Annotated in this window: 29 protein-coding genes and 1 pseudogene; 17 read left to right on the top strand and 13 right to left on the bottom strand. The window is 75.2% G+C overall.

The window, feature by feature from the left end; genetic code table 11:
* Positions 1-230: 230 nt before the first annotated feature.
* The 3 genes from VF468_01805 (at position 231) to VF468_01795 (ending at position 1,728) form a co-directional block, all read left to right on the top strand.
* A complete protein-coding gene (locus VF468_01805; protein ID HEX5877055.1) occupies positions 231-983 on the top strand; it encodes a DUF5995 family protein in 753 nt (250 codons plus the stop codon).
* A 77-nt stretch (positions 984-1,060) separates the two neighbouring features.
* Complete coding sequence (locus VF468_01800; protein HEX5877054.1) at positions 1,061-1,339, top strand: hypothetical protein; 279 nt, start codon at positions 1,061-1,063, stop codon at positions 1,337-1,339.
* The gene (locus tag VF468_01795; protein ID HEX5877053.1) at positions 1,336-1,728 is read left to right on the top strand and encodes a type II toxin-antitoxin system VapC family toxin; all 393 of its coding nucleotides are present in this window, start codon (positions 1,336-1,338) and stop codon (positions 1,726-1,728) included. The genes VF468_01800 and VF468_01795 overlap by 4 nt, the downstream gene beginning before the upstream one ends.
* Here VF468_01795 and VF468_01790 read toward each other — a convergent pair.
* Entirely contained in the window at positions 1,725-3,044 is a 1,320-nt protein-coding gene (locus tag VF468_01790) for a class II fumarate hydratase (GenBank protein HEX5877052.1), read from the bottom strand. The genes VF468_01795 and VF468_01790 overlap by 4 nt on opposite strands.
* Positions 3,045-3,105: 61 nt before the next feature.
* On the opposite strand from VF468_01790, the gene VF468_01785 reads away from it, so the two are divergent.
* Both VF468_01785 and VF468_01780 read left to right on the top strand, forming a co-directional pair.
* Positions 3,106-3,231: a hypothetical protein gene (locus VF468_01785; protein HEX5877051.1), complete on the top strand. Its 126-nt coding sequence runs from the start codon at positions 3,106-3,108 to the stop codon at positions 3,229-3,231.
* Entirely contained in the window at positions 3,228-3,665 is a 438-nt protein-coding gene (locus VF468_01780) for a DUF5655 domain-containing protein (protein HEX5877050.1), read from the top strand. The genes VF468_01785 and VF468_01780 overlap by 4 nt, the downstream gene beginning before the upstream one ends.
* Here VF468_01780 and VF468_01775 read toward each other — a convergent pair.
* The 3 genes from VF468_01775 to VF468_01765 all read right to left on the bottom strand — a co-directional run bounded on the left by VF468_01775 (position 3,650) and on the right by VF468_01765 (position 6,366).
* Positions 3,650-4,636 carry a D-glycerate dehydrogenase gene (locus VF468_01775; protein ID HEX5877049.1) on the bottom strand — a complete coding sequence of 329 codons (987 nt, stop codon included), beginning with the start codon at positions 4,634-4,636 and terminating at the stop codon, positions 3,650-3,652. The genes VF468_01780 and VF468_01775 overlap by 16 nt on opposite strands.
* Before the next feature lie 86 nt (positions 4,637-4,722).
* Positions 4,723-5,127 carry a secondary thiamine-phosphate synthase enzyme YjbQ gene (locus VF468_01770; GenBank protein HEX5877048.1) on the bottom strand — a complete coding sequence of 135 codons (405 nt, stop codon included), beginning with the start codon at positions 5,125-5,127 and terminating at the stop codon, positions 4,723-4,725.
* Positions 5,128-5,139: 12 nt separating this feature from the next.
* On the bottom strand, positions 5,140-6,366 hold the full coding sequence (locus VF468_01765; GenBank protein HEX5877047.1) for an MFS transporter: 1,227 nt from the start codon (positions 6,364-6,366) through the stop codon (positions 5,140-5,142).
* Between the two features lie 54 nt (positions 6,367-6,420).
* Between VF468_01765 and VF468_01760 the strand changes: the two genes are divergently transcribed.
* Positions 6,421-7,035 (top strand): winged helix-turn-helix domain-containing protein, encoded by a 615-nt coding sequence (locus VF468_01760; GenBank protein HEX5877046.1) that lies wholly within the window; start codon positions 6,421-6,423, stop codon positions 7,033-7,035.
* Here VF468_01760 and VF468_01755 read toward each other — a convergent pair.
* From VF468_01755 to VF468_01740, 4 genes are read right to left on the bottom strand one after another with little or no spacing between them, the layout of a single operon-like run.
* A complete protein-coding gene (locus VF468_01755) occupies positions 6,996-7,541 on the bottom strand; it encodes a DUF488 domain-containing protein (GenBank protein ID HEX5877045.1) in 546 nt (181 codons plus the stop codon). The two genes, VF468_01760 and VF468_01755, sit on opposite strands and share 40 nt — an antisense overlap.
* Entirely contained in the window at positions 7,538-8,464 is a 927-nt protein-coding gene (locus tag VF468_01750; GenBank protein ID HEX5877044.1) for a phosphatidate cytidylyltransferase, read from the bottom strand. Before VF468_01750 ends, VF468_01755 begins: the two co-directional genes overlap by 4 nt.
* Before the next feature lie 8 nt (positions 8,465-8,472).
* A complete protein-coding gene (locus tag VF468_01745; GenBank protein HEX5877043.1) occupies positions 8,473-9,195 on the bottom strand; it encodes a lysophospholipid acyltransferase family protein in 723 nt (240 codons plus the stop codon).
* Positions 9,196-9,255: 60 nt separating this feature from the next.
* Positions 9,256-10,863 (bottom strand): amidase, encoded by a 1,608-nt coding sequence (locus tag VF468_01740; protein HEX5877042.1) that lies wholly within the window; start codon positions 10,861-10,863, stop codon positions 9,256-9,258.
* Between the two features lie 23 nt (positions 10,864-10,886).
* On the opposite strand from VF468_01740, the gene VF468_01735 reads away from it, so the two are divergent.
* The gene (locus VF468_01735) at positions 10,887-11,570 is read left to right on the top strand and encodes a uracil-DNA glycosylase (GenBank protein ID HEX5877041.1); all 684 of its coding nucleotides are present in this window, start codon (positions 10,887-10,889) and stop codon (positions 11,568-11,570) included.
* Here VF468_01735 and VF468_01730 read toward each other — a convergent pair.
* Together VF468_01730 and VF468_01725 are read right to left on the bottom strand one after the other, a co-directional pair.
* Positions 11,564-11,755, bottom strand: a pseudogene (locus tag VF468_01730) (LuxR C-terminal-related transcriptional regulator). The gene VF468_01735 and the pseudogene VF468_01730 overlap by 7 nt on opposite strands.
* Before the next feature lie 361 nt (positions 11,756-12,116).
* Positions 12,117-12,740, bottom strand: a complete 624-nt coding sequence (locus VF468_01725) for a TetR family transcriptional regulator C-terminal domain-containing protein (GenBank protein ID HEX5877040.1) — start codon at positions 12,738-12,740, stop codon at positions 12,117-12,119.
* Positions 12,741-12,813: 73 nt separating this feature from the next.
* Here VF468_01725 and VF468_01720 point away from each other — a divergent pair, with 73 nt between their 5' ends.
* The 3 genes from VF468_01720 to VF468_01710 all read left to right on the top strand — a co-directional run bounded on the left by VF468_01720 (position 12,814) and on the right by VF468_01710 (position 14,717).
* Positions 12,814-13,014: a hypothetical protein gene (locus tag VF468_01720; protein ID HEX5877039.1), complete on the top strand. Its 201-nt coding sequence runs from the start codon at positions 12,814-12,816 to the stop codon at positions 13,012-13,014.
* Positions 13,015-13,020: 6 nt separating this feature from the next.
* Positions 13,021-13,686, top strand: coding sequence for a GAP family protein (locus tag VF468_01715; GenBank protein ID HEX5877038.1), 666 nt, complete (start codon positions 13,021-13,023; stop codon positions 13,684-13,686).
* A 263-nt stretch (positions 13,687-13,949) separates the two neighbouring features.
* Complete coding sequence (locus VF468_01710; GenBank protein HEX5877037.1) at positions 13,950-14,717, top strand: SDR family oxidoreductase; 768 nt, start codon at positions 13,950-13,952, stop codon at positions 14,715-14,717.
* 6 nt (positions 14,718-14,723) lie between these two features.
* Here VF468_01710 and VF468_01705 read toward each other — a convergent pair whose 3' ends face one another.
* The gene (locus VF468_01705) at positions 14,724-15,533 is read right to left on the bottom strand and encodes a helix-turn-helix domain-containing protein (protein HEX5877036.1); all 810 of its coding nucleotides are present in this window, start codon (positions 15,531-15,533) and stop codon (positions 14,724-14,726) included.
* A gap of 92 nt (positions 15,534-15,625) precedes the next feature.
* Between VF468_01705 and VF468_01700 the strand changes: the two genes are divergently transcribed.
* From VF468_01700 to VF468_01690, 3 genes are read left to right on the top strand one after another with little or no spacing between them, the layout of a single operon-like run.
* Positions 15,626-16,033, top strand: a complete 408-nt coding sequence (locus VF468_01700) for a DUF3224 domain-containing protein (GenBank protein HEX5877035.1) — start codon at positions 15,626-15,628, stop codon at positions 16,031-16,033.
* Between the two features lie 46 nt (positions 16,034-16,079).
* Complete coding sequence (locus VF468_01695; protein HEX5877034.1) at positions 16,080-16,715, top strand: nucleoside monophosphate kinase; 636 nt, start codon at positions 16,080-16,082, stop codon at positions 16,713-16,715.
* Between the two features lie 3 nt (positions 16,716-16,718).
* Positions 16,719-18,119 carry a CehA/McbA family metallohydrolase gene (locus VF468_01690; protein HEX5877033.1) on the top strand — a complete coding sequence of 467 codons (1,401 nt, stop codon included), beginning with the start codon at positions 16,719-16,721 and terminating at the stop codon, positions 18,117-18,119.
* On the opposite strand, the gene VF468_01685 is transcribed toward VF468_01690, so the two are convergent.
* A complete protein-coding gene (locus VF468_01685) occupies positions 18,097-18,348 on the bottom strand; it encodes a DUF6457 domain-containing protein (protein ID HEX5877032.1) in 252 nt (83 codons plus the stop codon). The genes VF468_01690 and VF468_01685 overlap by 23 nt on opposite strands.
* 41 nt (positions 18,349-18,389) lie before the next feature.
* Complete coding sequence (locus VF468_01680; protein ID HEX5877031.1) at positions 18,390-18,974, bottom strand: NTP transferase domain-containing protein; 585 nt, start codon at positions 18,972-18,974, stop codon at positions 18,390-18,392.
* Positions 18,975-19,116: 142 nt separating this feature from the next.
* Between VF468_01680 and VF468_01675 the strand changes: the two genes are divergently transcribed.
* The 4 genes from VF468_01675 (at position 19,117) to VF468_01660 (ending at position 21,369) form a co-directional block, all read left to right on the top strand.
* Entirely contained in the window at positions 19,117-19,332 is a 216-nt protein-coding gene (locus tag VF468_01675) for a hypothetical protein (protein ID HEX5877030.1), read from the top strand.
* A gap of 93 nt (positions 19,333-19,425) precedes the next feature.
* Complete coding sequence (locus tag VF468_01670) at positions 19,426-20,088, top strand: MSMEG_4193 family putative phosphomutase (GenBank protein HEX5877029.1); 663 nt, start codon at positions 19,426-19,428, stop codon at positions 20,086-20,088.
* Entirely contained in the window at positions 20,075-20,617 is a 543-nt protein-coding gene (locus tag VF468_01665) for a DUF3090 domain-containing protein (protein ID HEX5877028.1), read from the top strand. The genes VF468_01670 and VF468_01665 overlap by 14 nt, the downstream gene beginning before the upstream one ends.
* The gene (locus VF468_01660; GenBank protein HEX5877027.1) at positions 20,614-21,369 is read left to right on the top strand and encodes an SCO1664 family protein; all 756 of its coding nucleotides are present in this window, start codon (positions 20,614-20,616) and stop codon (positions 21,367-21,369) included. Before VF468_01665 ends, VF468_01660 begins: the two co-directional genes overlap by 4 nt.
* Positions 21,370-21,550 lie beyond the last annotated feature (181 nt).

Raw genomic sequence — 21,550 nt, 5'->3', positions numbered from 1 at the left:
GCGCCCGCCCCGGCCGGGCCGCGGTAGCGGCCGGGGTCGCGGACGGCGGCCCGGACCCGGTGGCCCCGCCCCACCAGCTCGGGAACGAGGGCGCCGCCGACGAACCCGCTGGCCCCGCTGACCAGGATCTCCATGCCGGCCATCTTCTCCCGGGCCCCCATACTGCGCATCCCATACGGGTGACTCGACGTTGCTGGACGCCGGCCATGGGCGCTGGCAGGCTTGCCGCCATGGAGCGCTCGGCCGGCATCGGCGCACTGGTGCGCCGGATGGAGAGGCTGCTGTCGCCGCTGGAGGCCAGCGGCGATCCCGGCCGCTTCTTCCTCGCCACCTATCTCAGGACCACCCGGGCGGTGGCCGAGGAGCTGGAGCGCGGCGGGTTCCGCGACCCGGCGTGGGTCGAGCGCTGGGACGTCGCCTTCGCCGACCTCTACCTGGACGCCGTCGAGGACGCCCAGGCCGGCCGCCGCCCGCCCGAGCCGTGGGCGGTCGCCTTCGGCGCCGGCGAGAGCGACGGCCTGCCGCCCCTGCGCCATGTCCTGCTCGGCATGAACGCCCACATCAACTACGACCTGGCCCAGTCGCTGCTGGCGGTCATCTCCGAGCGCGAGTTCGACGACCCCGAGCTGCTGGCCAGCCGCCACGCCGACCACGAGCACATCGACCGGGTCCTGGTCGCCCGGGTCGGCGCCGAGGACACCGAGCTGGAGGCCGCCGGCGGCCCCCGCAGCCGCACCGACCGCCTCCTCCAGCCCCTCAACCGCCTGGCCACCAAGCGGTTCCTGCGCGAGTCCCGCGCCAAGGTCTGGGCCAACACCCGCCTGCTCGACGCCGCCCGCCGCACCGGCCCCGACGCCTACGCCGCCCGCCTGGCCGAGCTCGAACGCCTCGCCGCCACCCGCGTCGCCGACCTCATGGCCCCCGGCCAGGTCGTCCTCAAGCTCGCCGTCAAGGGCTTCGGCGTCCGCCTCCCGGCCGCCTGATCCGAGGGTCCTGGGCTGTGGAAACATGAGCGCTCGGCCACTTTGCATGTGCTACACATGCACCTATGCTGTTGCGCATGAAGACCCGGATGATCCAGATCCGGCACGTTCCCGAGGACGTGCACCGGCGGCTCAAGGAGCAGGCCGCCCAGGCCGGGATGTCCCTCTCCGACTATCTCCTCCAGGAGGTCACCGCGCTCAGCACCCAGCTGACCTGGGACGAGCTGTTCGAGGAGATCGATCGGGACGACCCCGCACCGACCGGTATCGACTGGGCTGCCGCGATCCGTGAAGACCGGGAGGAACGCGAGCGGGAGCTCGAGGCCAGGACATTGCGCGACCTCCCGCCGGAATGATCGTCCTGGATGCATCGGCAGCGGTCGACCTGCTGGTCGAGCCGGCGGCGCAGACCGGTGCGCTCCGAGCCCGTCTCCGCGAGGCGTCGATCGTGTACGCCCCGCACCTGATGGACGCCGAGGTCGCCAACGCGCTGCGGCGAAAGGTGCTGCAGGGTCGGATCGACCAGCTCACCGCGCGCCGGGCGATCCGTCGACTCGGGGCCATGCGGTTGAAGCTGCGGCCCCACCGGCCCCTGCTCGGGCGGGCGTTCGCGCTCCGCCACCAGCTGGCCGCCTACGACGCGATCTACGTGGCCATGGCCGAGGCGACCGGGGCGACCCTGCTCACCCGGGACGCGCGGCTGGGCCGGACCACCGGGCATGGGGCCCGGGTCGAGGTCGTCTAGTCGGCGAAGCCGTTGCCGTGGGCGGCGGTGCGGAGGTCGAGGGCCTTGTCGAGGACGTCGGCGGGGACGCCGTGGTCGAGGGCGACCTCGCGGAGGGAACGGCCGGTGGCGGCGGCCTCCTTGGAGATGGCGGCGCCCTTGTCGTAGCCGACGACCGGGTTGAGGGCGGTGACCAGGACCAGGGTCGACTCGGCGAGGGCCTGGGCGCGGTCGGTGTTGGCGGTGATGCCGTCGACGCAGCGGGTCGCGAACGCCCGGCAGGCGGCGGCCAGGTAGGTGATCGACTGGAGCAGGTTGCGGGCCATCAGCGGGATGTAGACGTTCAGCTCGAAGGCGCCCGACAGGCCGCCGACCGTGATGGCGGCGTCGTTGCCGATGACCTGGGCCGACACCTGGGTGAGGACCTCGGCCATGACCGGGTTGACCTTGCCGGGCATGATCGAGGAGCCCTTCTGGAGCTCGGGCAGGAGCAGCTCGGCCAGGCCGGCCCGGGGGCCGGAGCCCATCCAGCGGATGTCGTTGGCGATCTTGGTGCAGCTCACGGCCACCGTCTTGAGGGCCCCGGACAGCTCGACCAGGGCGTCGCGGGCGCCCTGGGCCTCGAACGGGTGGGCCGGCGGCGACAGCTCCAGGCCGGTGGCGGCGGCCACCCGCTCGCGCACCCGGGCCGCGAACTCGGGGTGGGCGTTGAGGCCGGTACCGACCGCGGTGCCGCCAAGCGGCAGCTTGGCGACCCGGGGCAGGGCCGCCTCGACCCGGGCCGCGCCCTCCTTGACCTGGGCGGCGTAGCCGGCGAACTCCTGGCCGAGGGTGACCGGGACGGCGTCCATCAGGTGGGTCCGCCCGGCCTTGACCACGTCGCGGAACTCGGCCGCCTTGGCCTCCAGCGACCCGGCCAGGGTGCCGAGGGCCGGCAGCAGGTCGTTGGTGGCGGCGTGGAGGGCGGCCAGGTGGACGGCGGTCGGGAAGACGTCGTTGGACGACTGGCCCATGTTGACGTGGTCGTTGGGGTGGTGGCCCTCGCCGGCCAGGGTGGCCACGACCTCGTTGACGTTGGTGTTGGTCGAGGTGCCCGACCCCGTCTGGAACACGTCGATCGGGAACTGGTCGTCGTGGTCGCCGGCCGCGACCGCCTCGGCGGCGGCGGCGATCCGCTCGGCCTGGCCCGGGTCGAGCAGGCCGAGCTCGGCGTTGACCCGGGCCGCCTCGGCCTTGACCCGGGCGAGCATCCGCACCACCTCGACCGGCACCCGCTCCCCGGAGATGGGGAAGTTCTCGATCGCCTTGTCGGTCTCGCCCTTCCACAGCTGGGTCATGTCGTCGCGCCTCCTCGTCGCACCCTGGATGCTACCCACCCGGCGCGCCTAGGATCTGCCCATGACGACGCTGGGTGAGCGGTTCGTTCGGGCCCTGGCGGCCAAGGACTTCTCCAGCGCCACCGGCGACCAGATCGGCTGGATGCGGGGGACGTGCCCGGGCTTCCGGCCGACCGCCCCGGGGTGAGCCGGGCGCCGCTGTGGACCTGCCCGCGCTGCGGGCGGTCGTTCGCCAACCGCAACCAGCCGCACAGCTGCGGTCCCCTGGACCTCGGCCGCCACCTGGCCGGCCGCGACCCCGAGGTGGTGGCCATCTTCGAGCGGCTGGTCGAGCTGGCCGAGCGCAACGGCCCGGTCACGGTCCTGCCGGAGAAGACCCGCATCGCCTTCCAGGTGCGGATGAGCTTCGCCGCCTTCACGCTGCGCCGGCGCCGGGTCGACGGGCACGTGGTCCTGGCCCGGCGGCTCGAGCACCCCCGGTTCCGGCGGGTCGAGACCTTCTCGCCCCGCAACCACCTGCACCAGTTCCGGCTGGAGCACCTCGACGAGGTGGACGAGGAGGTCGCCGCCTGGCTGGCCGAGGCCTACCGGGTCGGCGAGCAGCGTCACCTCGACGCCTGACCGAGCGCCTCCGGGTTGAGCAGGTTCGGGGGCCGGCGGCCCTCCAGGGCGGCCAGGAGGTTGTCGGCGGCGGCCATGCCCATGGCGACCCGGGTGGCCAGGGTGGCCGTGCCCAGGTGGGGGACGATGGCCACGTTGTCCAGCTCCAGCAGGCCGGCGTGGACCTCGGGCTCGCGCTCGAACACGTCCAGCCCGGCCGCGCCCAGCTCGCCGGCCCGCAGGGCGGCGGCCAGGGCGGCCTCGTCCACGATGGGGCCGCGGGCCGTGTTGACCAGGACGGCCGTCGGCTTCATGCGCGCCAGCTGCTCGGCCCCGATGAGGTGCCGGGTCGCCGGCGACAGCCCGGTGTGGACGGTGACGAAGTCGGCCTCGGCCAGCAGCTCGTCCAGCTCGCGCCAGGCGACCCCGAGGGCGGCCTCCTCGCCGGGGTCCAGCCGGTGCCGGGCCGTGTAGACGACCGGCATGGCGAACCCGGCGGCCCGCCTGGCCACCGCCCGCCCGATCCGGCCGAGGCCGATCACGCCAAGGGTCCGGCCGTGGACCTCGAACCCGAGGAAGAACTCCGGCCCCCAGATCCAGGGCCGCCGGGCCCGCAGGAACCGGTCCCCCTCGGTGACCCGCCTGGCCGCGGCCAGCAGCAGCGCCCAGGTGAGGTCGGCGGTGGCCTCGGTGACCACGTCGGGGGTGTTGGTGGCCAGCACCCCCCTGGCCGTGCAGGCGTCCAGGTCGAGGTTGTCGTAGCCGACGGCGAAGTTGGCCACCACCGCCAGCTCCGGCCCGGCCCGCTCCAGCAGCTCGCCGTCGACCCGGTCGGTCAGCATGGCCAGCAGCCCGGCCTTGCCCGCGACCCGGTCCAGCAGCTCGGCCCGGGGCATGACCCCCTCGCCCTCCCAGACCTCGAGGCGGCAGCTGGAGGCCAGCCGGGCCCGGACCGGCTCCGGCACCCCGCGGGTGAGCAGGACGGCGGGCATGCCCGGAGTCTAGCGGCCCCGGCTACAGCAGGGCGCGGAGCACGGCCACCCGGCCCAGGAGGCCGAGGGCGCGACGGTCGAGCGGCTCAGCCGGCCAGGAAGCTCAGGCGCACCGTTCGCCGGGGGTTGTCGTCGTTCAGGTCGACCAGGCAGATGCGCTGCCAGGTGCCGAGCAGGAGGCGGCCGGCCCGCACCGGGACGGTCAGGGACGGGCCGGCGAACACCGGCAGGAGGTGGTCGGCGCCGTGGCCGCGGCTGCCGTGGCGGTGGGCCCAGCGGTCGTCGCGGGGCAGGAGGCGGCCGAGCACCTCCTCGAGGTCCTCCTCGGACCCCGACCCGGTCTCCATCACGGCCAGCCCGGCGGTGGCGTGGGGCACGAACACCTGCAGCAGCCCGTCCCCGCCGGCCTGGGCGGCGAAGGCGGCCGCCCGGTCGGTCAGGTCGAGCACGTGCCGGCCGCCGGTGTCGAGGCGCAGCTCGCTGGTGTCCATGGCGGGGTCACCCTACCCCGTGGGCGCCCCGGCCGCGTCGGCCCGGGCGACGGCCTCCCTGGTCACGTAGCGGAACCCGATGAGGGTGAGGAGCGTGAGCACGGCGGCGGCCAGGAACGTGGGCCGCAGCCCCAGCCACTCGGCCAGGGCGCCGCCGAGGAACGCCCCGATCGGCATGGTCCCCCAGCCCACCAGCCGGTAGGCGGCGTTCATCCGCCCCAGCAGGCGGTCGGGCGTGATCCGCTGGCGCAGCGAGACCGTGACCACGTTCCAGAGCACCATGGTCACGCCGCTCACGGCGAACGAGATGCCGACCAGCACCGGGCTGGCGGTGACGGCGTACACGGCCACGGAGGCGGCCCCCAGGACGACGCTGAGGACCAGGGTGGGGACCCGCCCGAGGCGGCGCTCGGCCGGGACGGCCAGCCAGGTCCCGAGCAGCGACCCCACCCCGAGGGTGGCCAGCAGGACCCCGAAGCCGGCCTCGGTCAGCCCCATCGGCCCGGGGGTGACCGCGTAGAGCACGAACACCGAGAACACGGCGGCGAAGGCCATGTTCTGGATCCCGAGCATGATGGCCAGCGGGCGCAGCACCGGGTGGCGCCAGACGAACCCGGCCCCCTCGGCGATCTCGTCCCGGAGCCGGGTCGACCCGGCCGGCCCGGCCCCGGCCGCCCGGTAGCTGCCGGCGATCAGGGCCAGGCAGCCGGCCCCGACCAGGTAGGCGGCCGCGGGCACGCCGATGGCCACGGCCAGGCCGGCGGCGGCCAGCAGCCCGCCCAGGGGCGGGCCGGCGAAGGTGTTGGCCACCAGCTCGACGGCGAACAGCCGGCTGTTGGCCACGGTGAGGTCGTCGCGGGACACGATGGCGGGCAGCAGCGACTGGGCCGAGGTGTCGAACAGGGTCTCGGCCAGCCCGAGCAGCAGGGCGACGACGTACAGCATGGCCAGGGTGGCCAGGTCGGCCGCCACGGCCAGGGCCAGCCCCCCGAGCAGGACGGCCCTGAACAGGTCGACCCGGACCATCGTCTGGCGCCGGTCCAGCCGGTCGGCCAGGGCCCCGGCCACCAGGGCCAGCAGCCACGGGAGCCGGGCGGCGACGCTGACCCCGGCGATCAGCAGCGGCGACCGGGTGAGCTGGACGGCCAGCAGGGGCAGGGCGACCTGGAAGACCCCGTCGGCCAGGTTGGAGAACCCGGAGGCGGCCAGCGCCTTGTGGAAGTTCGGTCCCAGCTTCATGGGTGGAGACCATAGTTCATTGATTTGGAAAAGTCAATTGATAGAATCTTCCCCATGGAACCGACGATCAGGGGGCCGGTGGTGCGCCGGCCGGCCACGGCGGCCGAGGCCAAGGCCCTGGCCCACCCGCTGCGCATGCGCATCCTCCGGCTCTGCCTCGACCGGTCGCTGACCAACAAGCAGCTGGCCGAGTGGCTGGACAAGGACCCGGGCACGGTCCTCCACCACGTCCGCACGCTGGTGAACACCGGCTTCCTGGTCCCCGACGAGGTCCGCCAGGGCGAGAAGGGCGCACTCGAGAAGCCCTACCGCGCCACCGGCAAGTCCTGGACGCTGAGCCTCGAGGAGAGCCCGATCCCCCAGGACGCCGACGCCCAGGCGATGCTGGAGGCGTTCCAGGCCGAGCTGGCCGAGGCCGGGCCCGGCGCCAGCGCCGGCTTCAACCGCCTCGCCCTCACCCTCAGCAGGGCGTCGCGCGAGGAGCTCGAGTCCAGGGTGCTGGCGATCCTGGACGAGTACGTGACCCGGCCTCCCGATCCGGACGGCGAACCCTACGGCCTGCTGTTCGCCATGCACCGCCGGTCGCTGGGACCCGATCCATCGGGGGGGCCGGCGCGGCGCCCCCGGGGTCACGCCTCGGGCAGCGGCGGGGTGGCGCCCAGGTCGTAGGCGAGCAGGTCGCCGTCGCGGCGGACACCCTCGGTGGGGCGGTGCGGCTCCAGCCGGCCCCGGTGGTCCAGGTGCAGGACCTCGGCCCCGCGGACCAGCGCGGCGGCGTCGGCCAGCAGCCGCCGGTGGCAGCGCCACCACAGCGTCTCCGAGCACATGGCCGCCGTCGGGTCGGCCGCGGCCTCGGCCAGCAGGCGGTCGAGGGCCGCCCAGAACGGCGGCGTCCGCATGTGGTCGGCGTAACCGCGGAAGGCGGGATGGCGCAGGGCGTGGTTCACCGACTCCGGGCCGGGCCTGCGGAACCCGCCCAGCTCCGGCTCCCAGCGGTAGCCGACCCCGGCGGTGCCCAGCCAGCCGGCCATGGCCTCGCGGCGGACGTGCGGGTGGCGGCGGCTGCCCGGGGCGGTGCGGACGTCGACCAGCCGCGCCACCCCGGCCCCGTCCAGCAGCGCCAGCAGCTCGGTGGCCGACGCCGTCCCGTGCCCGAGGGTGAGCAGCCGGGTCATCCGACCAGCTTGTCCACCAGGATCAGGGCGTAGTAGGAGAGCGGGAAGGTGATCAGCAGCGAGTCGATCCGGCTCAGGACCCCGCCGTAGCCGAGGATGACGGTGCTGCGGACCTCGGTCCGGAAGGCCCGCTGGATGAAGCTGCCGGTGAGGTCGGCCCAGACGCTGCCGAACGTGATCACCAGCACCAGCACGACCACGGCGGCGATCGACCACTCCGGCGGGACGGCCACCCACAGCCAGCCGACCCCGACCGCCGCCCCGACCAGGTTGCCCAGCACCCCGCCCCAGGTCTTGGTCGGGTCGACCCGGGGCATCAGCTTGCGGCCCCGCAGCGCCGACCCGGTGGCGTAGGCGGCGATGTCCGACAGGGCCACGGCCACGGTCACGATCAGCAGGAACTCGAGCCCGTTGGGCTCGGCCGACTTGACCAGCACGATGTAGGCCATGGGCAGGGCCACGAACACGTACCCGACCAGGGTGTCGGCGACCTGCCGGTGGGCGTCGGTGATCTGGCCGGACAGGATCGGCAGCAGGGTCAGGGCGATGAAGAAGCCGAACGGCAGGAAGCCGAAGAAGTCCCTGGCCAGGGCGGCCACCAGCAGCCCGAACTCGCCCCAGAGGATGAGCAGGTAGGCGTAGCGGCGGTCGATGCCGGCGATGCGGGCGAACTCCGAGCAGCCCTGCACGACCACGAAGGTGGGCAGCAGGAAGCCCACGAACCCGCCGATGAACACGGCCAGCACGAACACCGGGCCGATCACGAACCAGGTGCGGGCGCGCAGGAACAGGGTCGAGCGCCGCCACACCTTCAGCGAGCGCCGCTGGGACAGCAGGACCGCGGCCAGACCGACCACGATCAGCAGCATCACCCGCAGGAAGACGGGGAGGAACAGGGGGTTGGCGAAGGGGTTGCGGGGCACGGGGCGGCCTACGCCCCTTCCCAGCCCTTGACCACCGCGCGCACCTCGGCCACCCCGGCCTCGGCCCGCCGCACGAGGTCGTTGTAGTCGTCGCCGGGCGGGATCGGGAGGCCGATGCCGACCACCACGCCACCGGGCAGAGGCACGAACGAGCCCTTGGGCATGACCTGCTCGAGCCCGTGCAGGTACATGGGGACGACCGGGACGCCGGTGTCGATGGCCAGGTAGGCGAAGCCCTTCTTGAAGCCGGAGGCGCCGGTGCCGCGGGTCCCCGAGGGGAAGATCAGCACCGACCAGCCCTTGCCGACCAGGTCCTTGAGGAACTGGAGGGAGTCGCGGCTGGACCCGCCGGAGCGCACGAACGGGACCGTGCCCAGGGCCAGCGACGCGGCCGCGCCCTTCACGGCCGAGCTGTAGAAGTAGTCGGCGGCCGCGGCCACGACCAGCCGCCGCCGGATGCGGCCGCCGACCGCGGCCAGGCAGACGGGGGCGTCGAAGTGGCTCTGGTGGTTGGCCACGAACACCGCCGGGCCGTCGAGCTTGGCCAGGTTGCGCTTGCCGATCACGGTGAACGGCGCGATGAACTTGAGCAGGGGGACCAGGGCCCCGTACTGGATGCCGCTGCGGACCAGCCGGGCCGGCGGGGTCCGGGCCCACGAGTAGGTCGGGACGGTGCCGCGCCTGCGGGAGGAACCAGTCTGAGCCGGCTGGCTCTGCTCCCGTTCGCTCACGTGGCCTCCTGCCCCCGGCGACTCTTGATCATTCAACCAGACCGGGCCGGGCACGGGCAGTTACGCGTCAACGGCCGGCCGGCCGATCGCCGGGGCCAGGGCCTCGATCCAGGCGGCCAGCCGCAGCAGGTCGCGGTCGCGGCCGATCCGCCCGACGAGCGAGACCCCGACGGGCAGCCGGCCGGCGAGGCCGGCGGGCAGGGACACCACCGGGCTGCCCGAGCAGTTGAACGGGCCGGGCAGGCGGGTCAGGGCGGCCTGCACGCCGACCCGGGTCCCGGCGATGGTCACCGTCCGCTCCCCGGCCGGGGGGGCGGCGCAGGGCAGGGTCGGCAGCAGCAGGGCGTCCCGGCCGGCCAGCAGCCCCTCGACCTCGGCCACGAACCGGCCCCGGTAGCGCAGCCCGGTCAGGTACTCCCCGGCCAGGGCGCTGCGGCCGATCCGCATCATGGCCAGCATGGCCCGGCTGTAGCCGGCCTCCCCCGTCTCCTCCAGCAGCCGGGCGTGGGCCGCGGCCGCCTCGGCGAGCACGACCGTGGCCACCGCCCCCCGGGCCGCGCCCATCGGCAGGACGACCTCGTCCAGGGTCGCGCCCGCCGCCTCCAGCCGCCGGCACAGCTCGTCGACGGTCGCCGTGACCGCCGGGTCGACCGGGCCGAGGTCGTCCCCGACGATCCGCCCGATCCGCGGGGGGTCCGGGGGCGCCCCCCCGCCCGTCCCGGGCGGCTCGGCGGCCAGCACCTGGTCGAGCAGGGCGACGTCGGCCACGGTGGCGGCCATCGGGCCGACGTGGTCGCAGGACCACGACAGCGGCCACACCCCGCCGGCCGGCACCCGGCCCCAGGTCGGCTTGAGGCCGACGATCCCGCAGCACGAGGCCGGGATGCGGATCGACCCGGCGGTGTCGCTCCCGACCGCCCCCGGGACCAGCCCGGCGGCCACGGCGGCGGCCGACCCCCCGCTGGAGCCCCCGGCGATCCGCCCCGGGTCCCAGGGGTTGACCGTCCCCGGGGTGACCACCCCGTAGGCGAACTCATGCGTGCGGGTCTTGCCCACCACCACCGCCCCGGCCGCCCGCAGCCTGGCCACCACCTCGGCGTCCCGCCCGGCCAGGTTCCCGGCCAGCTTCGGCGACCCGGCTCCGGTGACCTCCCCGGCCACGTCGATCAGGTCCTTGACCGCCACCGGCACCCCGTGCAGCGGCCCCGTCGCCCCCCCTCGCCGCCGCTCCGCGTCCCGCTCCCCCGCCTCGGCCCGCGCCCGCTCCGCCAGCACGAGCACGAACGCCCCCACCCGCCCGTCCAGCTCCCCGATCCGTTCCAGGGCCCGCTCGACCAGCTCCCCGCTGCTCGCCTCCCCCTCCCGCACCGTCCGCGCCTGCTCGACCAGCCCGGCCCCCCGGCCGGGGGGGGTGGCATCCCGGCCTGGGGCGGGGAGGTCCGCGTTCGCGCCCGGGGTGGCGCCCGCCCCCACCGCGGTGGTGGGGTCGGTCAGGGGTGGGTCGGAGGGGTCGAGGTCGGCGGCGGCGGTCAGGGCGGCGACCCGTTCCAGGTGGAGGGCGAGGTCGCGTTCCAGGCGGTCGGCGTCAGCGGCCGGGACCTCGAGGCCGGCGGCGGCCAGGCGCGCCCGCAGCGCCTCGGCCAGGTCGACCTGCTCCGCTCCGTCCATGAACCCGATGCTACGGTGCCGGCATGGCCAGCACCGCATCCGCGTCCCTCGACCGGCTCGCCGCCCAGGTCGCCGGGTGCCGGCGCTGCCCCCGCCTGGTCGCCTGGCGCGAGCGGGTGGCCACCGAGAAGCGGGCCGCCTTCCGCGACCAGGAGTACTGGGGCCGCCCCGTCCCCGGGTTCGGCGACCCGGCGGCCGGGCTGCTCGTCCTCGGCCTCGCCCCGGCCGCCCACGGCGGCAACCGCACCGGCCGCATCTTCACCGGCGACCGCTCCGGCGACTGGCTGTTCGCCAGCCTCCACCGCACCGGCTTCGCCAACCAACCGATCTCGGTCTCCCGCGACGACGGCCTGGCCCTCACCGGCTGCTACGTGACCGCCCCGGTCAAGTGCGCCCCGCCCGACAACAAGCCGCTCCCCTCCGAGCGCGACACCTGCGCCCCCTGGCTCACCGCCGAGCTCGCCCTCCTCGACGTCCGGGTCGTCGTCGCCCTGGGCGCCTTCGCCTGGGACCAGGCCCTCCGCCACCTCGGCCCCGTCCGCCCCAAGCCCCGCTTCGGCCACGGCGCCGAGGCCTCCCTCCCCGGTGGCCGGGTCCTGCTCGGCTCCTACCACGTCAGCCAGCAGAACACCGCAACAGGGCGCCTCACCGCGGAGATGCTGGACGCGGTGTTCCGGCGGGCGCGGGAGCTGCTCGACGCCTATTGAGGGACGAGCCCAGCGCGGTAGGCAACCCAGGCGGCTTCGCCACGGCTGGACACGCCGAGCTTGCGGATGATGTTGGACACGTGGACGCTGGCGGTCTTCTCGCTGATGAACAGCCCCTCCGCGATCTGCCGGTTGCTGGCTCCCTGGGCCATGAGGTCGAGGACCTGGTGCTCGCATCTGCTGGTGGGAGTCCCCGCACGCCTTGGCGAGGGCCAGCGCGGCCTGGATGTGGGCCAGCCCGACCGTCTCGTCCTCGAGGTAGCAGGTGGCCACGCCCAGCGTGTTCAGCGCCTCGCATCCCACCCGGGCCGACCCGACCTGGCGGGCCAGGTCGACCGGCCTCGGCCGCGCCGGCGGCGGCGATCCACGCGCCCATGGCCTGGCCGATGTCACCGGCCTCCTGCCGGTGGTAGGCGAGCTGCGCCGCCGCGGCGGCCGGGCCCTCGCCGGTCGCCCCGACCGCGCTCCCGAGTGCCCTGGCGTAGGCGGCGTGATGAATGCGCCGCTGAGCCGAGAACCGGATGCTCAGCAGGTCCTCGATCGTCGTCACGCGACGCGCGGCCCTGTTCCCGCGGGACCAGTTGCGGTGAGGGTGTCGAGGTGGTGGGAGATGACGCCGCTGATCCGTGAGGGGGGAACCTTCTCGGGGCGCATGACGGCGTGGAGGGCGAGACCGTCCACGAGGGCCTGGAGGCGCGTGGCCTCCAGGGGGACGTCGAGGTCGGCGGGGGTCAGGCCGGCGTCGGCCAGGAGGGTGACGGCGGTGACGCAGGCGCCGTAGAGCTGGTCGTGGATGCGCTGGTGGATGGCGCGCTGGTCGGGGTCGACGAGGGCGCGGTCGGTGAAGGCCAGCCAGACCTCGCTCTCGGCCCGGCGCTCGTCGTCGAGGGGGACGAGCTCGGCCAGGAGCTGCTCGGCGCCCTGCCGCGGGTCGGCGGCCGGGCGCAGGGTGCGGACGCGGGCCCGGGCGCGGTCGCCCACCAGCTGCATGGCGAAGCACAGCAGCTCGGACTGGGTCGAGAAGTAGTGGCGCAGCGAGCCCATGGACAGGCCGGCCTCGCGGGCGACGTTGCGGACGGAGGCCCGCTGGAGCCCGTCGCGGCGGATGACCGTCCACACCGCCTCGGCGATCGCCGCCCGGCGCTGTTCGGGATCGACCAGCTTCGGCATGCCACCTTTATAGCACAACCGTGCTACCATGTGGTTATCGCACAACTGTGCTAGATCGAGGAGGTGCGAGACCATGCAGGCACGAGCGCAGCGCCCGGCCCGTTGGGCGCCCTGGTGGCTCTACGTCATCGCGATCGTCGTCACCAACCAGGTCCGCATGCAGTGGCTCCAGCCCGATGACCTGGCGACCTGGGTCGAGGTCGTTCTCGGGGTGGGGGCCATGGCCCTGGTCGCGGCCGTCGTCACCGCCGTCTGGCGGGCGGTCCGGCGCTAGCCACCGATGGAGCTGCTCCCCGCGATCGTCGGCCTGGCGGTGGTCGACAGCATCAACCCGTCGGCCCTGCTGGCCACGATCGCGCTCCTGCTCCGTGGCCGGCCCGCCCGGCCGCTGGTCGCCGTGTACGTGGTCGCGGTGCTGGTCAGCTACCTGGCCATCGGCCTGGCCCTCACCCTCGGCCTGGGGCTCACGCCGCAGGCGGTGCTCGAGAGCGACGCCGCCTACCTGGCCCAGGGCGTGCTCGGGGCGGCCATGCTGGCCTACGCCGTGGCCGCCCCCGGCCGGCGGCGCGAGCGCGGCCCGGCCCGGCCCCGGCGGCTGCCCGCGGCCGGGCGACCCGCGGCGGTGTTCGCCCTCGGGGTGGCCGTCACCGCCCTCGAGCTGCCCACCGCCCTCCCCTACCTGGGCGCGGTGGGGGCGATCACCCGCGCCGAGCTGGCCGTTGCCGAATGGCTGCCGCTGCTGCTGCTCTACAACCTGATCTTCGTGCTCCCCCCGCTGGCCCTGCTGGCCGCGCACCTGGCCCTCGGGGACCAGGCCGACCGGCTGCTGGAGCGGCTGCGCGACCACCTCGGCGGGGGCGCCAGGGAGGGGTTGCTGTGGCTCCTCGGCCTGGTCGGGTTCTTCCTGCTCGCCGACGCCCTGGGCCACTTCGAGGTCCTGGCCTGACCACCACCGCGAGATGCTCGATTTCGGGCATTGGCGACCGTTGGACGGTAAGGCGACGAATGGGCGGCCGTCGAGCAACCCGATCGTGCGCGGCCTGCTGCTGCTGCCGGCCGCGCCCGTCGGCCGAGTTACGTACGAGCAGACGACCGTGTTCGCGGTTGCCGTGCCCCCCGGCCCGGTCGGAAGATCCGCTTCGTGTGCTGGCCTGGCGGGAGGTGGACACGCGGGCCACCACCTCGGGACCAAGAACGCGGGAGGCGGGCATGGACAACCAACGGCACCAGGGACGGGTGGCGGTCGTCACCGGGGCCGGGTCCGGGATCGGGCGGGCGGTGGCGGCGCGGCTGGCCGCGGAGGGCGCGGCCGTGGTCGGGTGCGACGTCAACCAGGCCGGGCTGGAGGAGACGCTGGGCGCGGTCCGGGAGGGCGGGAACGACGCCACCGTGGTCATGACCGACGTCACCAGCCAGGACCAGGTCGACCGGCTGGTCGACGACGCGGTCGGGCGCCACGGCCGGGTCGACCTGCTCGCCAACGTGGCCGGGATCATGGACTGGTTCCTCCCGGCGCACGAGGTCGACGACGAGACCTGGAACCGGGTGATGGCGGTCAACGTCAACGGGCCGATGATGCTCTGCCGCAAGGTCCTGCCGGGCATGCTGGAGCGGGGCGCGGGCGCGATCGTCAACGTGGCCTCGGTCGCCGGGCTCCGCGGCGGCGGGGCCGGGATCGCCTACACGACCTCCAAGCATGCGCTGGTCGGGATGACCCGTTCGATCGCCTGGACCTACCGGGCCGACGGCATCCGCTGCAACGCGATCTGCCCCGGCGGGGTCCAGACCAACATCGGCACCACGGCGGTGCCCCGCAGCCAGTTCGCCTTCGAGCGCCTGGGCAAGAGCCTGGCCCTGGCCGAGAAGGCGGCCGACCCCGACGAGATCGCGGCCCTGGCCTCCTGGCTCGCCTCCGACGAGGCCTCCAACGTCAACGGCGCCATCGTCACCGCCGACGCCGGCTGGACCGCCGGGTAGCCGGGCTCAGCCGGGGCTGGCCGACCCGCGGGCGTAGGCGGCGGGCGGGCGGCCGACGGCGGCGCGGAAGTCCCTGGCGAAATGGGCCTGGTCGAAGTAGCCGAGGTCGCGGGCCAGGAACCCCAGGTCCACGTGGTCGCCCCGGTCGAGGCGCTCGACCGCCTCGTGGAGGCGGGAGCGCCGGATGACCCACTTGGGGGTGACGCCGACGTAGGTGGCGAACAGCCGCTGGAGCCGGCGGATGCCGACGCCGGCCCGCCCGGCCGCGTCCCCGACCCGGGTCAGGTCCTGGTCGGCCATGATCAGGTCGACGGCGCGGTTGACCAGGGCAACGTTCGGGTCCGGGGCGGGCAGCCGGTCGAGGAGGAACGCCTCGGCGGTGGCGGCCAGCTCGGGCTCGCCGGCGGCGGCCAGCAGGTCGCCGACCAGCCGGTCGCCGTCGGGCCCGAACACGGCGGCGACGGCGACCCGGCGGTCGGTGAGGGACGCGACGGGGCCGCCAAGGAACGGGTGGAAGCCGGCCGGCCGGAACCGGATCCCGAAGGCGCGGCCCGCGCCCGCCAGCTCGCGGGTGAAGCGCCCGGTGAGCACGCCCATGACCCCCGAGCGGCCCGGCTCGGCGACCAGGTGCACCGACGGGTGGGGAAGGGTGTGCTGGATGTGGGGGTCGCGGCCCCGGAGGTCCCAGCGCACCGTCCAGAAGTGCTCGACCAGCTCAACCAGGTCCGGGCAGGGGCGGGAGCGCCCGACCTCGAAGCGCCGGGCCCCGGCGCCCGGGTCGAGCACGCCCCGTGGCGCCGCCTCGACCTGCCGCATCCCCTCGACCTCCCCAGACGATCGGCCGTCGCGTTTCTACAAGCCTTCCCAGCTCCGGCGGGCCGACACTGGACGCGGAGGTGATCGAGACCATGACCACGACATCCGGCACGGCCACCGGGACCTTCACGATCAAGGCCTGGGACGAGCAGCCGTGGGCCGAGCTCGACGAGGCCCCCAAGCTCACCCACGCCCGCGTGACCACCACCTACACCGGCGACCTGGAGGGCGAGGGCACGTCCGGGCTGCTGATGGCCTACGACCAGGCCGATGCCAGCTACGCCGGCTACGAGCGGTTCGTCGGGTCGCTGGACGGCCGCCCGGGCAGCTTCGTGCTCCGGCTCGGCGGCGGGTTCACCGACGGCGCGGCCACCACCACCTGGACGGTGGTCGAGGGGTCGGGCACCGGCGACCTGGCCGGCCTCCAGGGCGAGGGCGGCTACGTGGCCCGGCAGGGCGAGCCCGAGGTCGCCTGGGAGCTGCGCTGGTCGCTGGCCTGATGCCTCCGGCGTCCGCACCTGATAGCGTCCCTGCCGGGGTGAGCGGATGCGCAAGTACATCGTCATGGGCGTGCAGGGCAGCGGCAAGGGGACGCAGGCCAAGCTCCTGGCCGACGAGCTCGACCTTGAGCACATCAGCGTCGGCGACATCTTCCGCTGGAACGTCGAGCACCACACCAAGCTGGGCGCGCAGGTCCGGCGCATCGTCACCGCCGGCGAGCTGGTCGACGACGACCTGGTCGAGCGGGTGGTGCGCCGGCGGCTGGACGAGCACGACTGGAACTACGGCTTCATCGTCGACGGCTTCCCCCGCAACCAGCCCCAGGCCCGGTTCTTCCTGGAGAGCTACGACATCGACGCCGTGATCCTGCTCGACCTCCCCGACGACCTGGTCGAGCGGCGGATCCTCAGCCGCCGCCTCTGCTCGAGCTGCGGGCTCGACTACAACCTCATGTCCCACCGCCCGGCCGTCCCCGACGTGTGCGACGTCTGCGGCGGCCAGCTGGTGGCCAGGGCCGACGACACCGCCGAGGCGGTCCGGGCGCGACTGCGCGACTACCACGAGAAGACCCGGCCGGTGCTGGAGCTGTTCCGGGCCAAGGAGGTCGTGCTCGAGGTCGACGCCAGCCGCCCCGTGGACGAGATCCAGGCCGAGATCCGCGCCCGCCTCGGGGTCGCCTGAGGAGTGGCCCGGCTCCCGGCGGAGCGCCGCCTCCGGGGCGTCATCCGTCCCGGCGGGCCCGACTGGGTCTACCTGCCGGTCGAGGTGCCGCCGGGGGTGGGCGAGCTGGCCGTCCGCTACCGCTACGACCGGCCGCCGACCCCGCCCGGGGTGCCCGGCAACGTCCTCGACCTCGGCCTGTTCGACGAGCGGGGCGTGGGCCCGGAGGGCTTCCGAGGGTGGTCGGGCGGGGCCCGGGACGGCTTCGCGGTCAGCGGGTCGGGGGCGACCCCGGGCTACCTGCCGGGGCCGGTCAACCCGGGCACCTGGCAGGTCGTGCTCGGCCCCTACACCGTCGCCCCCCAGGGGCTGGCCTGGGAGGTCGAGGTGTCGCTGGCCGCCGGGCCGCCGGGACCGGCCTTCGTCCCCGACCCGGCGCCCGAGCGGGCCGCCGGCCGGGGCCGCGCCTGGTACCGGGGCGACCTGCACAGCCACACCGTCCACTCCGACGGCCAGCGCACCCCGGCCGAGCTGGCCGCCGAGGCCCGCGCGGCCGGGCTCGACTTCGTCGCCTCCACCGAGCACAACACGCCAAGCGCCAGCCTCGGCTGGGGCGCCCACGCCGGCCCCGACCTCCTCGTCCTCGACGGCCAGGAGGTCACCACCCGCGACGGGCACTGGCTGGCCCTGGGCCTGGCCCCCGGCGCGCTCGTCGACTGGCGCCACCGGGCCGCCGACGGCCTCCTCGGCGGGCTCCTGGACAAGCTGCACGCCCGGGGCGGGCTGGCCGTGGCCGCCCACCCGTTCTGCCCGTTCCCCGGCTGCGCCTGGCGCTTCGGCTACGAGGGCCTGGACGCCGTCGAGGTCTGGAACGGCCCCTGGACGCCCGACGACGAGGCCGCCCTGGGCATCTGGGACGGGCTGCTGGCCAGGGGCGGCGGCGGCCGCCTCCTGCCGGCGGTGGCCGGCAGCGACGCCCACGGCCCCGCCGACCGGGTCGGCCACCCCCACACCGTGGTCCTGGCCGACGCGCTGGACCGGCGCTCGCTGCTGTCGGCGCTGGCCGCGGGCCGGTGCTGGATGGCCGCCTCGGCCGCGGTCGACCTGGAGCTGGAGGCGGCCGGGGCCGGCCGGGTGGCCGGGATCGGCGGGCGCCTGGACGTGCTCCCCGGCCAGGAGGTCGTGGTCCGGCTGCGGGTCGAGGGGGCGGCGGGCGGCCTGGCCCGGCTCCGCAGCGGCGCCGGAACGGTGCTGGAGGCCCGCCTGGCCGGCGACGACGAGACGCTGCGGTGGACGACCACCGCGGCCGCCACCGGCTGGGTCCGGGCCGAGGTCCGGTCGGCCGCCCACCCGGAGGCCATGGTGGCGCTCACCAACCCGGTGCGGCTCGGGCCGGCCGAGGCTAGCGGGCGACCTCCAGCTTGACCACCAGGTCGTCCAGGAACGCCTCGCGGGCCTCGGGGGCGGCCCCGGCCAGGACGAGCCCGGCCAGGTAGGTGGTCACCGGGGCGGCCCGGCGCTCGGCGGTGTGGGCGGCCACCCGGGCCAGCTCGAGGATGGCCTCGACCTCGCCGGGGCCGACCGCGGGCGGGTTCGGGCCGAGCAGGGAGCGGACGCGCTCCAGGAACGCCTCGAGCTCGCTGTCGGTGTCCATGGCATGTCCTCCGGTTTGGGGTGGTGTCGTCCGGCTGCACCCTAGCGCGCGCCCGCGTCCCAGGCCGCCAGGTCGGCCGGGTCGTCGAGGTCGACGAAGGAGCGGCCGTCCGGGTCGAGGGGACGCCACCGCGGCTCCTCCACGACCACCGTGCGCAGGCCGGCCAGCAGGCCGAGGAGCGAGCGGTCGCCGGCCGGGGCGGCCAGCCGGGCCCGGGCGGCGGCCAGCGCCGGGGCCCGCTGGTACACCGCGACCAGGGGCTCGAGGCGGGGGCCGCGCCGGCAGGCGACCGCCTCGCCCCCGGCGGCCAGGGCGACCAGGTGGGCGAGCAGCTCGGTCCGCAGCCCCGGATGGTCGCCGGCCAGGACCAGGACATGGCCGGCGTCGAGGGCGGCGAGGGCGGCGGCCAGCGCGGCCAACGGCCCCTGCCCCGGGTCGGTCACGGCGCGGGCGGCCAGCCGCCGGGCGGGATGGCCCTCGGGGGCGACCAGCACCACCGGGTCGGCGACCTGGGCGGCCGCGGCCAGGACGCGGGCGGCCAGCTCGACCCCGCCGACGGCCATGGTCGCCTTGTCGCGGCCCATCCGCCGGCTGGCCCCGCCGGCGAGCACCGCGGCTGCCGCCATCTAGGCCCCCTTTGCCGTCCTGAGCAGCCAATATAGGCAGCCTGGGCCGGTGAGATAGGGCGGTTGGCCGATGCGGCCACCCTACCTCAGGAACGGATCATGGACTCGACAGAACACGACCGTCGAGCCCAAGGAGCAGCCCATGTTCCCCACCGCCCACCCGGACCTGATGGGTCAGCTGGCGATCGAGCGGTCCGAAGGCCTGCGCGCCGCCGCCGCCCGGTTCCGCCTGGGCCGCCCCTCGATCCCCCGGTGGCGTCCCGCCCGCTTCGTCCAGCCCACCGCCGACCTGAGCCGGGTCGCCCCCGACCCCCTCCCCGGCACCGTCCAGTTCCCCCGGACCGACCGGGCCGCCTGAGCGGCGGCCCGGTCGCCGACCCTTCTGGCGAGACGTCAAGGACCACTTCCCCGCCGACCGGGCGCCGGCCCGGGTGCTCCGTAGAATGGCGGGATGCGACTTCTGCTGCTGTTGCGACACGCGGTGACCGAGCACACCGGGGCGCGGCTGTCGGGGTGGACGCCCGGGGTGCACCTGTCGGAGGCGGGGCGGGAGCAGGCCGAGGGGCTGGCCGGGCGGCTGGGGCCGGTGCCGCTGGACGCGGTCTACGCGAGCCCGCTGGAGCGGTGCCAGGAGACGGCGGCGGTGGTGGCCGACGCCAAGGGGCTGAAGGTCACCACCCTGGACGACGTGGGCGAGGTCCGCTACGGGGACTGGACCGGGCGGACGCTCAAGGAGCTGGCCAGAGAGCCGCTCTGGAAGGTGGTGCAGGCGACCCCGTCGGCGGCGCGGTTCCCCGAGGGGGAGTCGATCTTCGAGATGCAGGCCCGGGCGGTGCTGGCCGTTGAGCGGCTGCGGGAGGCCCATCCGTCCCAGACGGTCGCCCTGTGCAGCCACGCCGACGTGATCAAGGCGCTCGTCTGCCACTACCTGGGGATGCACCTGGACCTGTTCCAGCGGGTGGTGGTCAGCCCGGCGAGCGTGACCGCGATCGGGTTCGGGCCGGCGCCCGCCCTGGTGCGGCTGAACGACGTCGGTGGCAGCGGTGACCTGGTCCCGCCCAAGAAGAAGGAGCGGCGGCACCGGCGGGGGGAGGCGGCCCGTGCCGAGCCGTGACCTCGACCCGGTCACCCGGCTGACCGCCGACGCGGTCGGCGAGCCCGGCCAGCGCACCTTCTACCTCCAGGCCGCCTCCGGGGCCGACCAGGTGACCCTGCTGGTGGAGAAGGAGCAGGTGCGGCGGCTGGCCGAGAGCCTCCAGACCTGGCTGCCCGAGCTGGCCGCCGACCGGCCCGAGGACCCGGGCGAGGTGGCGGCGGCCGAGGCCGGCGAGCTCGCCCTGAGCCCGCCGCTGGAGCCGGAGTTCCGGGTCGGGCAGCTGTCGCTCAGCTACGACGCCGAGCGGGACCGGGTGGTGGTCGTGGCCACCGAGCTCCAGGCCGGTGAGGAGGAGGACCCGGTCGAGCTTCCCGACCCGCTCGAGGTGCGGCTGTTCGTGACCCGGCCCCAGCTCCGGGTCCTGGCCCGCCACGGCTCCCGGGTGGTCGCCCGCGGCCGCCCGCCCTGCCCGCTCTGCGGCAACCCGCTCGACCCCACCGGCCACATCTGCCCGGCCCAGAACGGCCACCGCCCCAGCGCGACGTGAGCACCGGCGCCCCCAACCACGACCGGCACGACCGTGCGGTGGTCTCCGAGGAGCGCGCCCGCGCCTTCCTGGCCGAGGGCGAGCTGGAGCTGCTGGGGCGGATCCCCTGGGCCTCCAACGCGACCCTGCTGGCCAAGGTGCGCCACGGCGAGCTGGAGGGGCTGGCCGTGTACAAGCCGGCCCGGGGGGAGCGGCCGCTCTGGGACTTCCCCACCGGCACCCTGTACCGGCGGGAGGTCGCCGCCTACCTCGTCTCCGAGCAGCTCGGCTGGCGGCTAGTCCCGCCCACCCTGGCCCGCGACGGCCCCCTCGGCGTCGGCTCGGTCCAGCTCTACGTCGACGCCGACCCCGAGGTCACCGCGTTCGAGCTGCTGGCCGACGGCAACGCGGCCCTGCCCCGGATCGCCGCCTTCGACGTGGTCACCAACAACGCCGACCGCAAGGCCGGCCACTGCCTGGCCGGCCAGGACGGCCACGTCTGGGCGATCGACCACGGCCTCTGCTTCCACGTCCAGGCCAAGCTGCGGACCGTGCTCTGGGACCTGGCCGGCGAGCCGCTGGAGGCGCCGGTCGTGGCCGACCTGGAGGCGCTGGCCGCCGCGGCGGCCGGCGGGGCGCTCGCGGCCGGTCTGGACGGACTGCTGGACCCGGACGAGGTGGCCGCCCTGGCCCGCCGGGCCAGGGCGCTGGCCAGGGCCGGCCGGCTGCCGGCGCCCCGGGGTGGCCGGGACTACCCGTGGCCGCTGGTCTGAGAAAATTCTTATGATGGCGATCTGGCGCTGAGGGTACGATTCGGGCGCAAATGGCTTGCCGGTCTTGCGCGTCTCTGCATACCCCCGAGGCCGACATGGTGGGAGGTGCGCCCAGCGTAGGGGCACATGCGACGCGGCAATGGCCCCCCCGACGCGGGCCACACCCAGACAGGAGGTTCAC

It is taken from the genome of Actinomycetota bacterium (assembly GCA_036280995.1).
GTDB lineage: Bacteria > Actinomycetota > CALGFH01 > CALGFH01 > CALGFH01 > CALGFH01.
This window is presented reverse-complemented; position numbering and strand designations above follow the sequence as displayed.

What these genes read in the sequence shown, in the direction of transcription:
- VF468_01795 (HEX5877053.1), top strand. Translation starts at nt 1,336, where the DNA reads ATGATCGTCCTGGATGCATCGGCAGCGGTCGACCTGCTGGTCGAGCCG.
- VF468_01770 (HEX5877048.1), bottom strand. Translation starts at nt 5,127, where the DNA reads ATGGACACCAGCGAGCTGCGCCTCGACACCGGCGGCCGGCACGTGCTC.
- VF468_01765 (HEX5877047.1), bottom strand. Translation starts at nt 6,366, where the DNA reads ATGAAGCTGGGACCGAACTTCCACAAGGCGCTGGCCGCCTCCGGGTTC.
- VF468_01685 (HEX5877032.1), bottom strand. Translation starts at nt 18,348, where the DNA reads ATGGACACCGACAGCGAGCTCGAGGCGTTCCTGGAGCGCGTCCGCTCC.
- VF468_01775 (HEX5877049.1), bottom strand. Translation starts at nt 4,636, where the DNA reads ATGCCCGCCGTCCTGCTCACCCGCGGGGTGCCGGAGCCGGTCCGGGCC.
- VF468_01715 (HEX5877038.1), top strand. Translation starts at nt 13,021, where the DNA reads ATGGAGCTGCTCCCCGCGATCGTCGGCCTGGCGGTGGTCGACAGCATC.
- VF468_01790 (HEX5877052.1), bottom strand. Translation starts at nt 3,044, where the DNA reads ATGACCCAGCTGTGGAAGGGCGAGACCGACAAGGCGATCGAGAACTTC.
- VF468_01695 (HEX5877034.1), top strand. Translation starts at nt 16,080, where the DNA reads ATGCGCAAGTACATCGTCATGGGCGTGCAGGGCAGCGGCAAGGGGACG.
- VF468_01785 (HEX5877051.1), top strand. Translation starts at nt 3,106, where the DNA reads ATGACGACGCTGGGTGAGCGGTTCGTTCGGGCCCTGGCGGCCAAGGAC.
- VF468_01720 (HEX5877039.1), top strand. Translation starts at nt 12,814, where the DNA reads ATGCAGGCACGAGCGCAGCGCCCGGCCCGTTGGGCGCCCTGGTGGCTC.
- VF468_01675 (HEX5877030.1), top strand. Translation starts at nt 19,117, where the DNA reads ATGTTCCCCACCGCCCACCCGGACCTGATGGGTCAGCTGGCGATCGAG.
- VF468_01725 (HEX5877040.1), bottom strand. Translation starts at nt 12,740, where the DNA reads ATGCCGAAGCTGGTCGATCCCGAACAGCGCCGGGCGGCGATCGCCGAG.
- VF468_01680 (HEX5877031.1), bottom strand. Translation starts at nt 18,974, where the DNA reads ATGGCGGCAGCCGCGGTGCTCGCCGGCGGGGCCAGCCGGCGGATGGGC.
- VF468_01805 (HEX5877055.1), top strand. Translation starts at nt 231, where the DNA reads ATGGAGCGCTCGGCCGGCATCGGCGCACTGGTGCGCCGGATGGAGAGG.
- VF468_01700 (HEX5877035.1), top strand. Translation starts at nt 15,626, where the DNA reads ATGACCACGACATCCGGCACGGCCACCGGGACCTTCACGATCAAGGCC.
- VF468_01735 (HEX5877041.1), top strand. Translation starts at nt 10,887, where the DNA reads ATGGCCAGCACCGCATCCGCGTCCCTCGACCGGCTCGCCGCCCAGGTC.
- VF468_01740 (HEX5877042.1), bottom strand. Translation starts at nt 10,863, where the DNA reads ATGGACGGAGCGGAGCAGGTCGACCTGGCCGAGGCGCTGCGGGCGCGC.
- VF468_01705 (HEX5877036.1), bottom strand. Translation starts at nt 15,533, where the DNA reads ATGCGGCAGGTCGAGGCGGCGCCACGGGGCGTGCTCGACCCGGGCGCC.
- VF468_01755 (HEX5877045.1), bottom strand. Translation starts at nt 7,541, where the DNA reads ATGACCCGGCTGCTCACCCTCGGGCACGGGACGGCGTCGGCCACCGAG.
- VF468_01800 (HEX5877054.1), top strand. Translation starts at nt 1,061, where the DNA reads ATGAAGACCCGGATGATCCAGATCCGGCACGTTCCCGAGGACGTGCAC.
- VF468_01670 (HEX5877029.1), top strand. Translation starts at nt 19,426, where the DNA reads ATGCGACTTCTGCTGCTGTTGCGACACGCGGTGACCGAGCACACCGGG.
- VF468_01710 (HEX5877037.1), top strand. Translation starts at nt 13,950, where the DNA reads ATGGACAACCAACGGCACCAGGGACGGGTGGCGGTCGTCACCGGGGCC.
- VF468_01760 (HEX5877046.1), top strand. Translation starts at nt 6,421, where the DNA reads ATGGAACCGACGATCAGGGGGCCGGTGGTGCGCCGGCCGGCCACGGCG.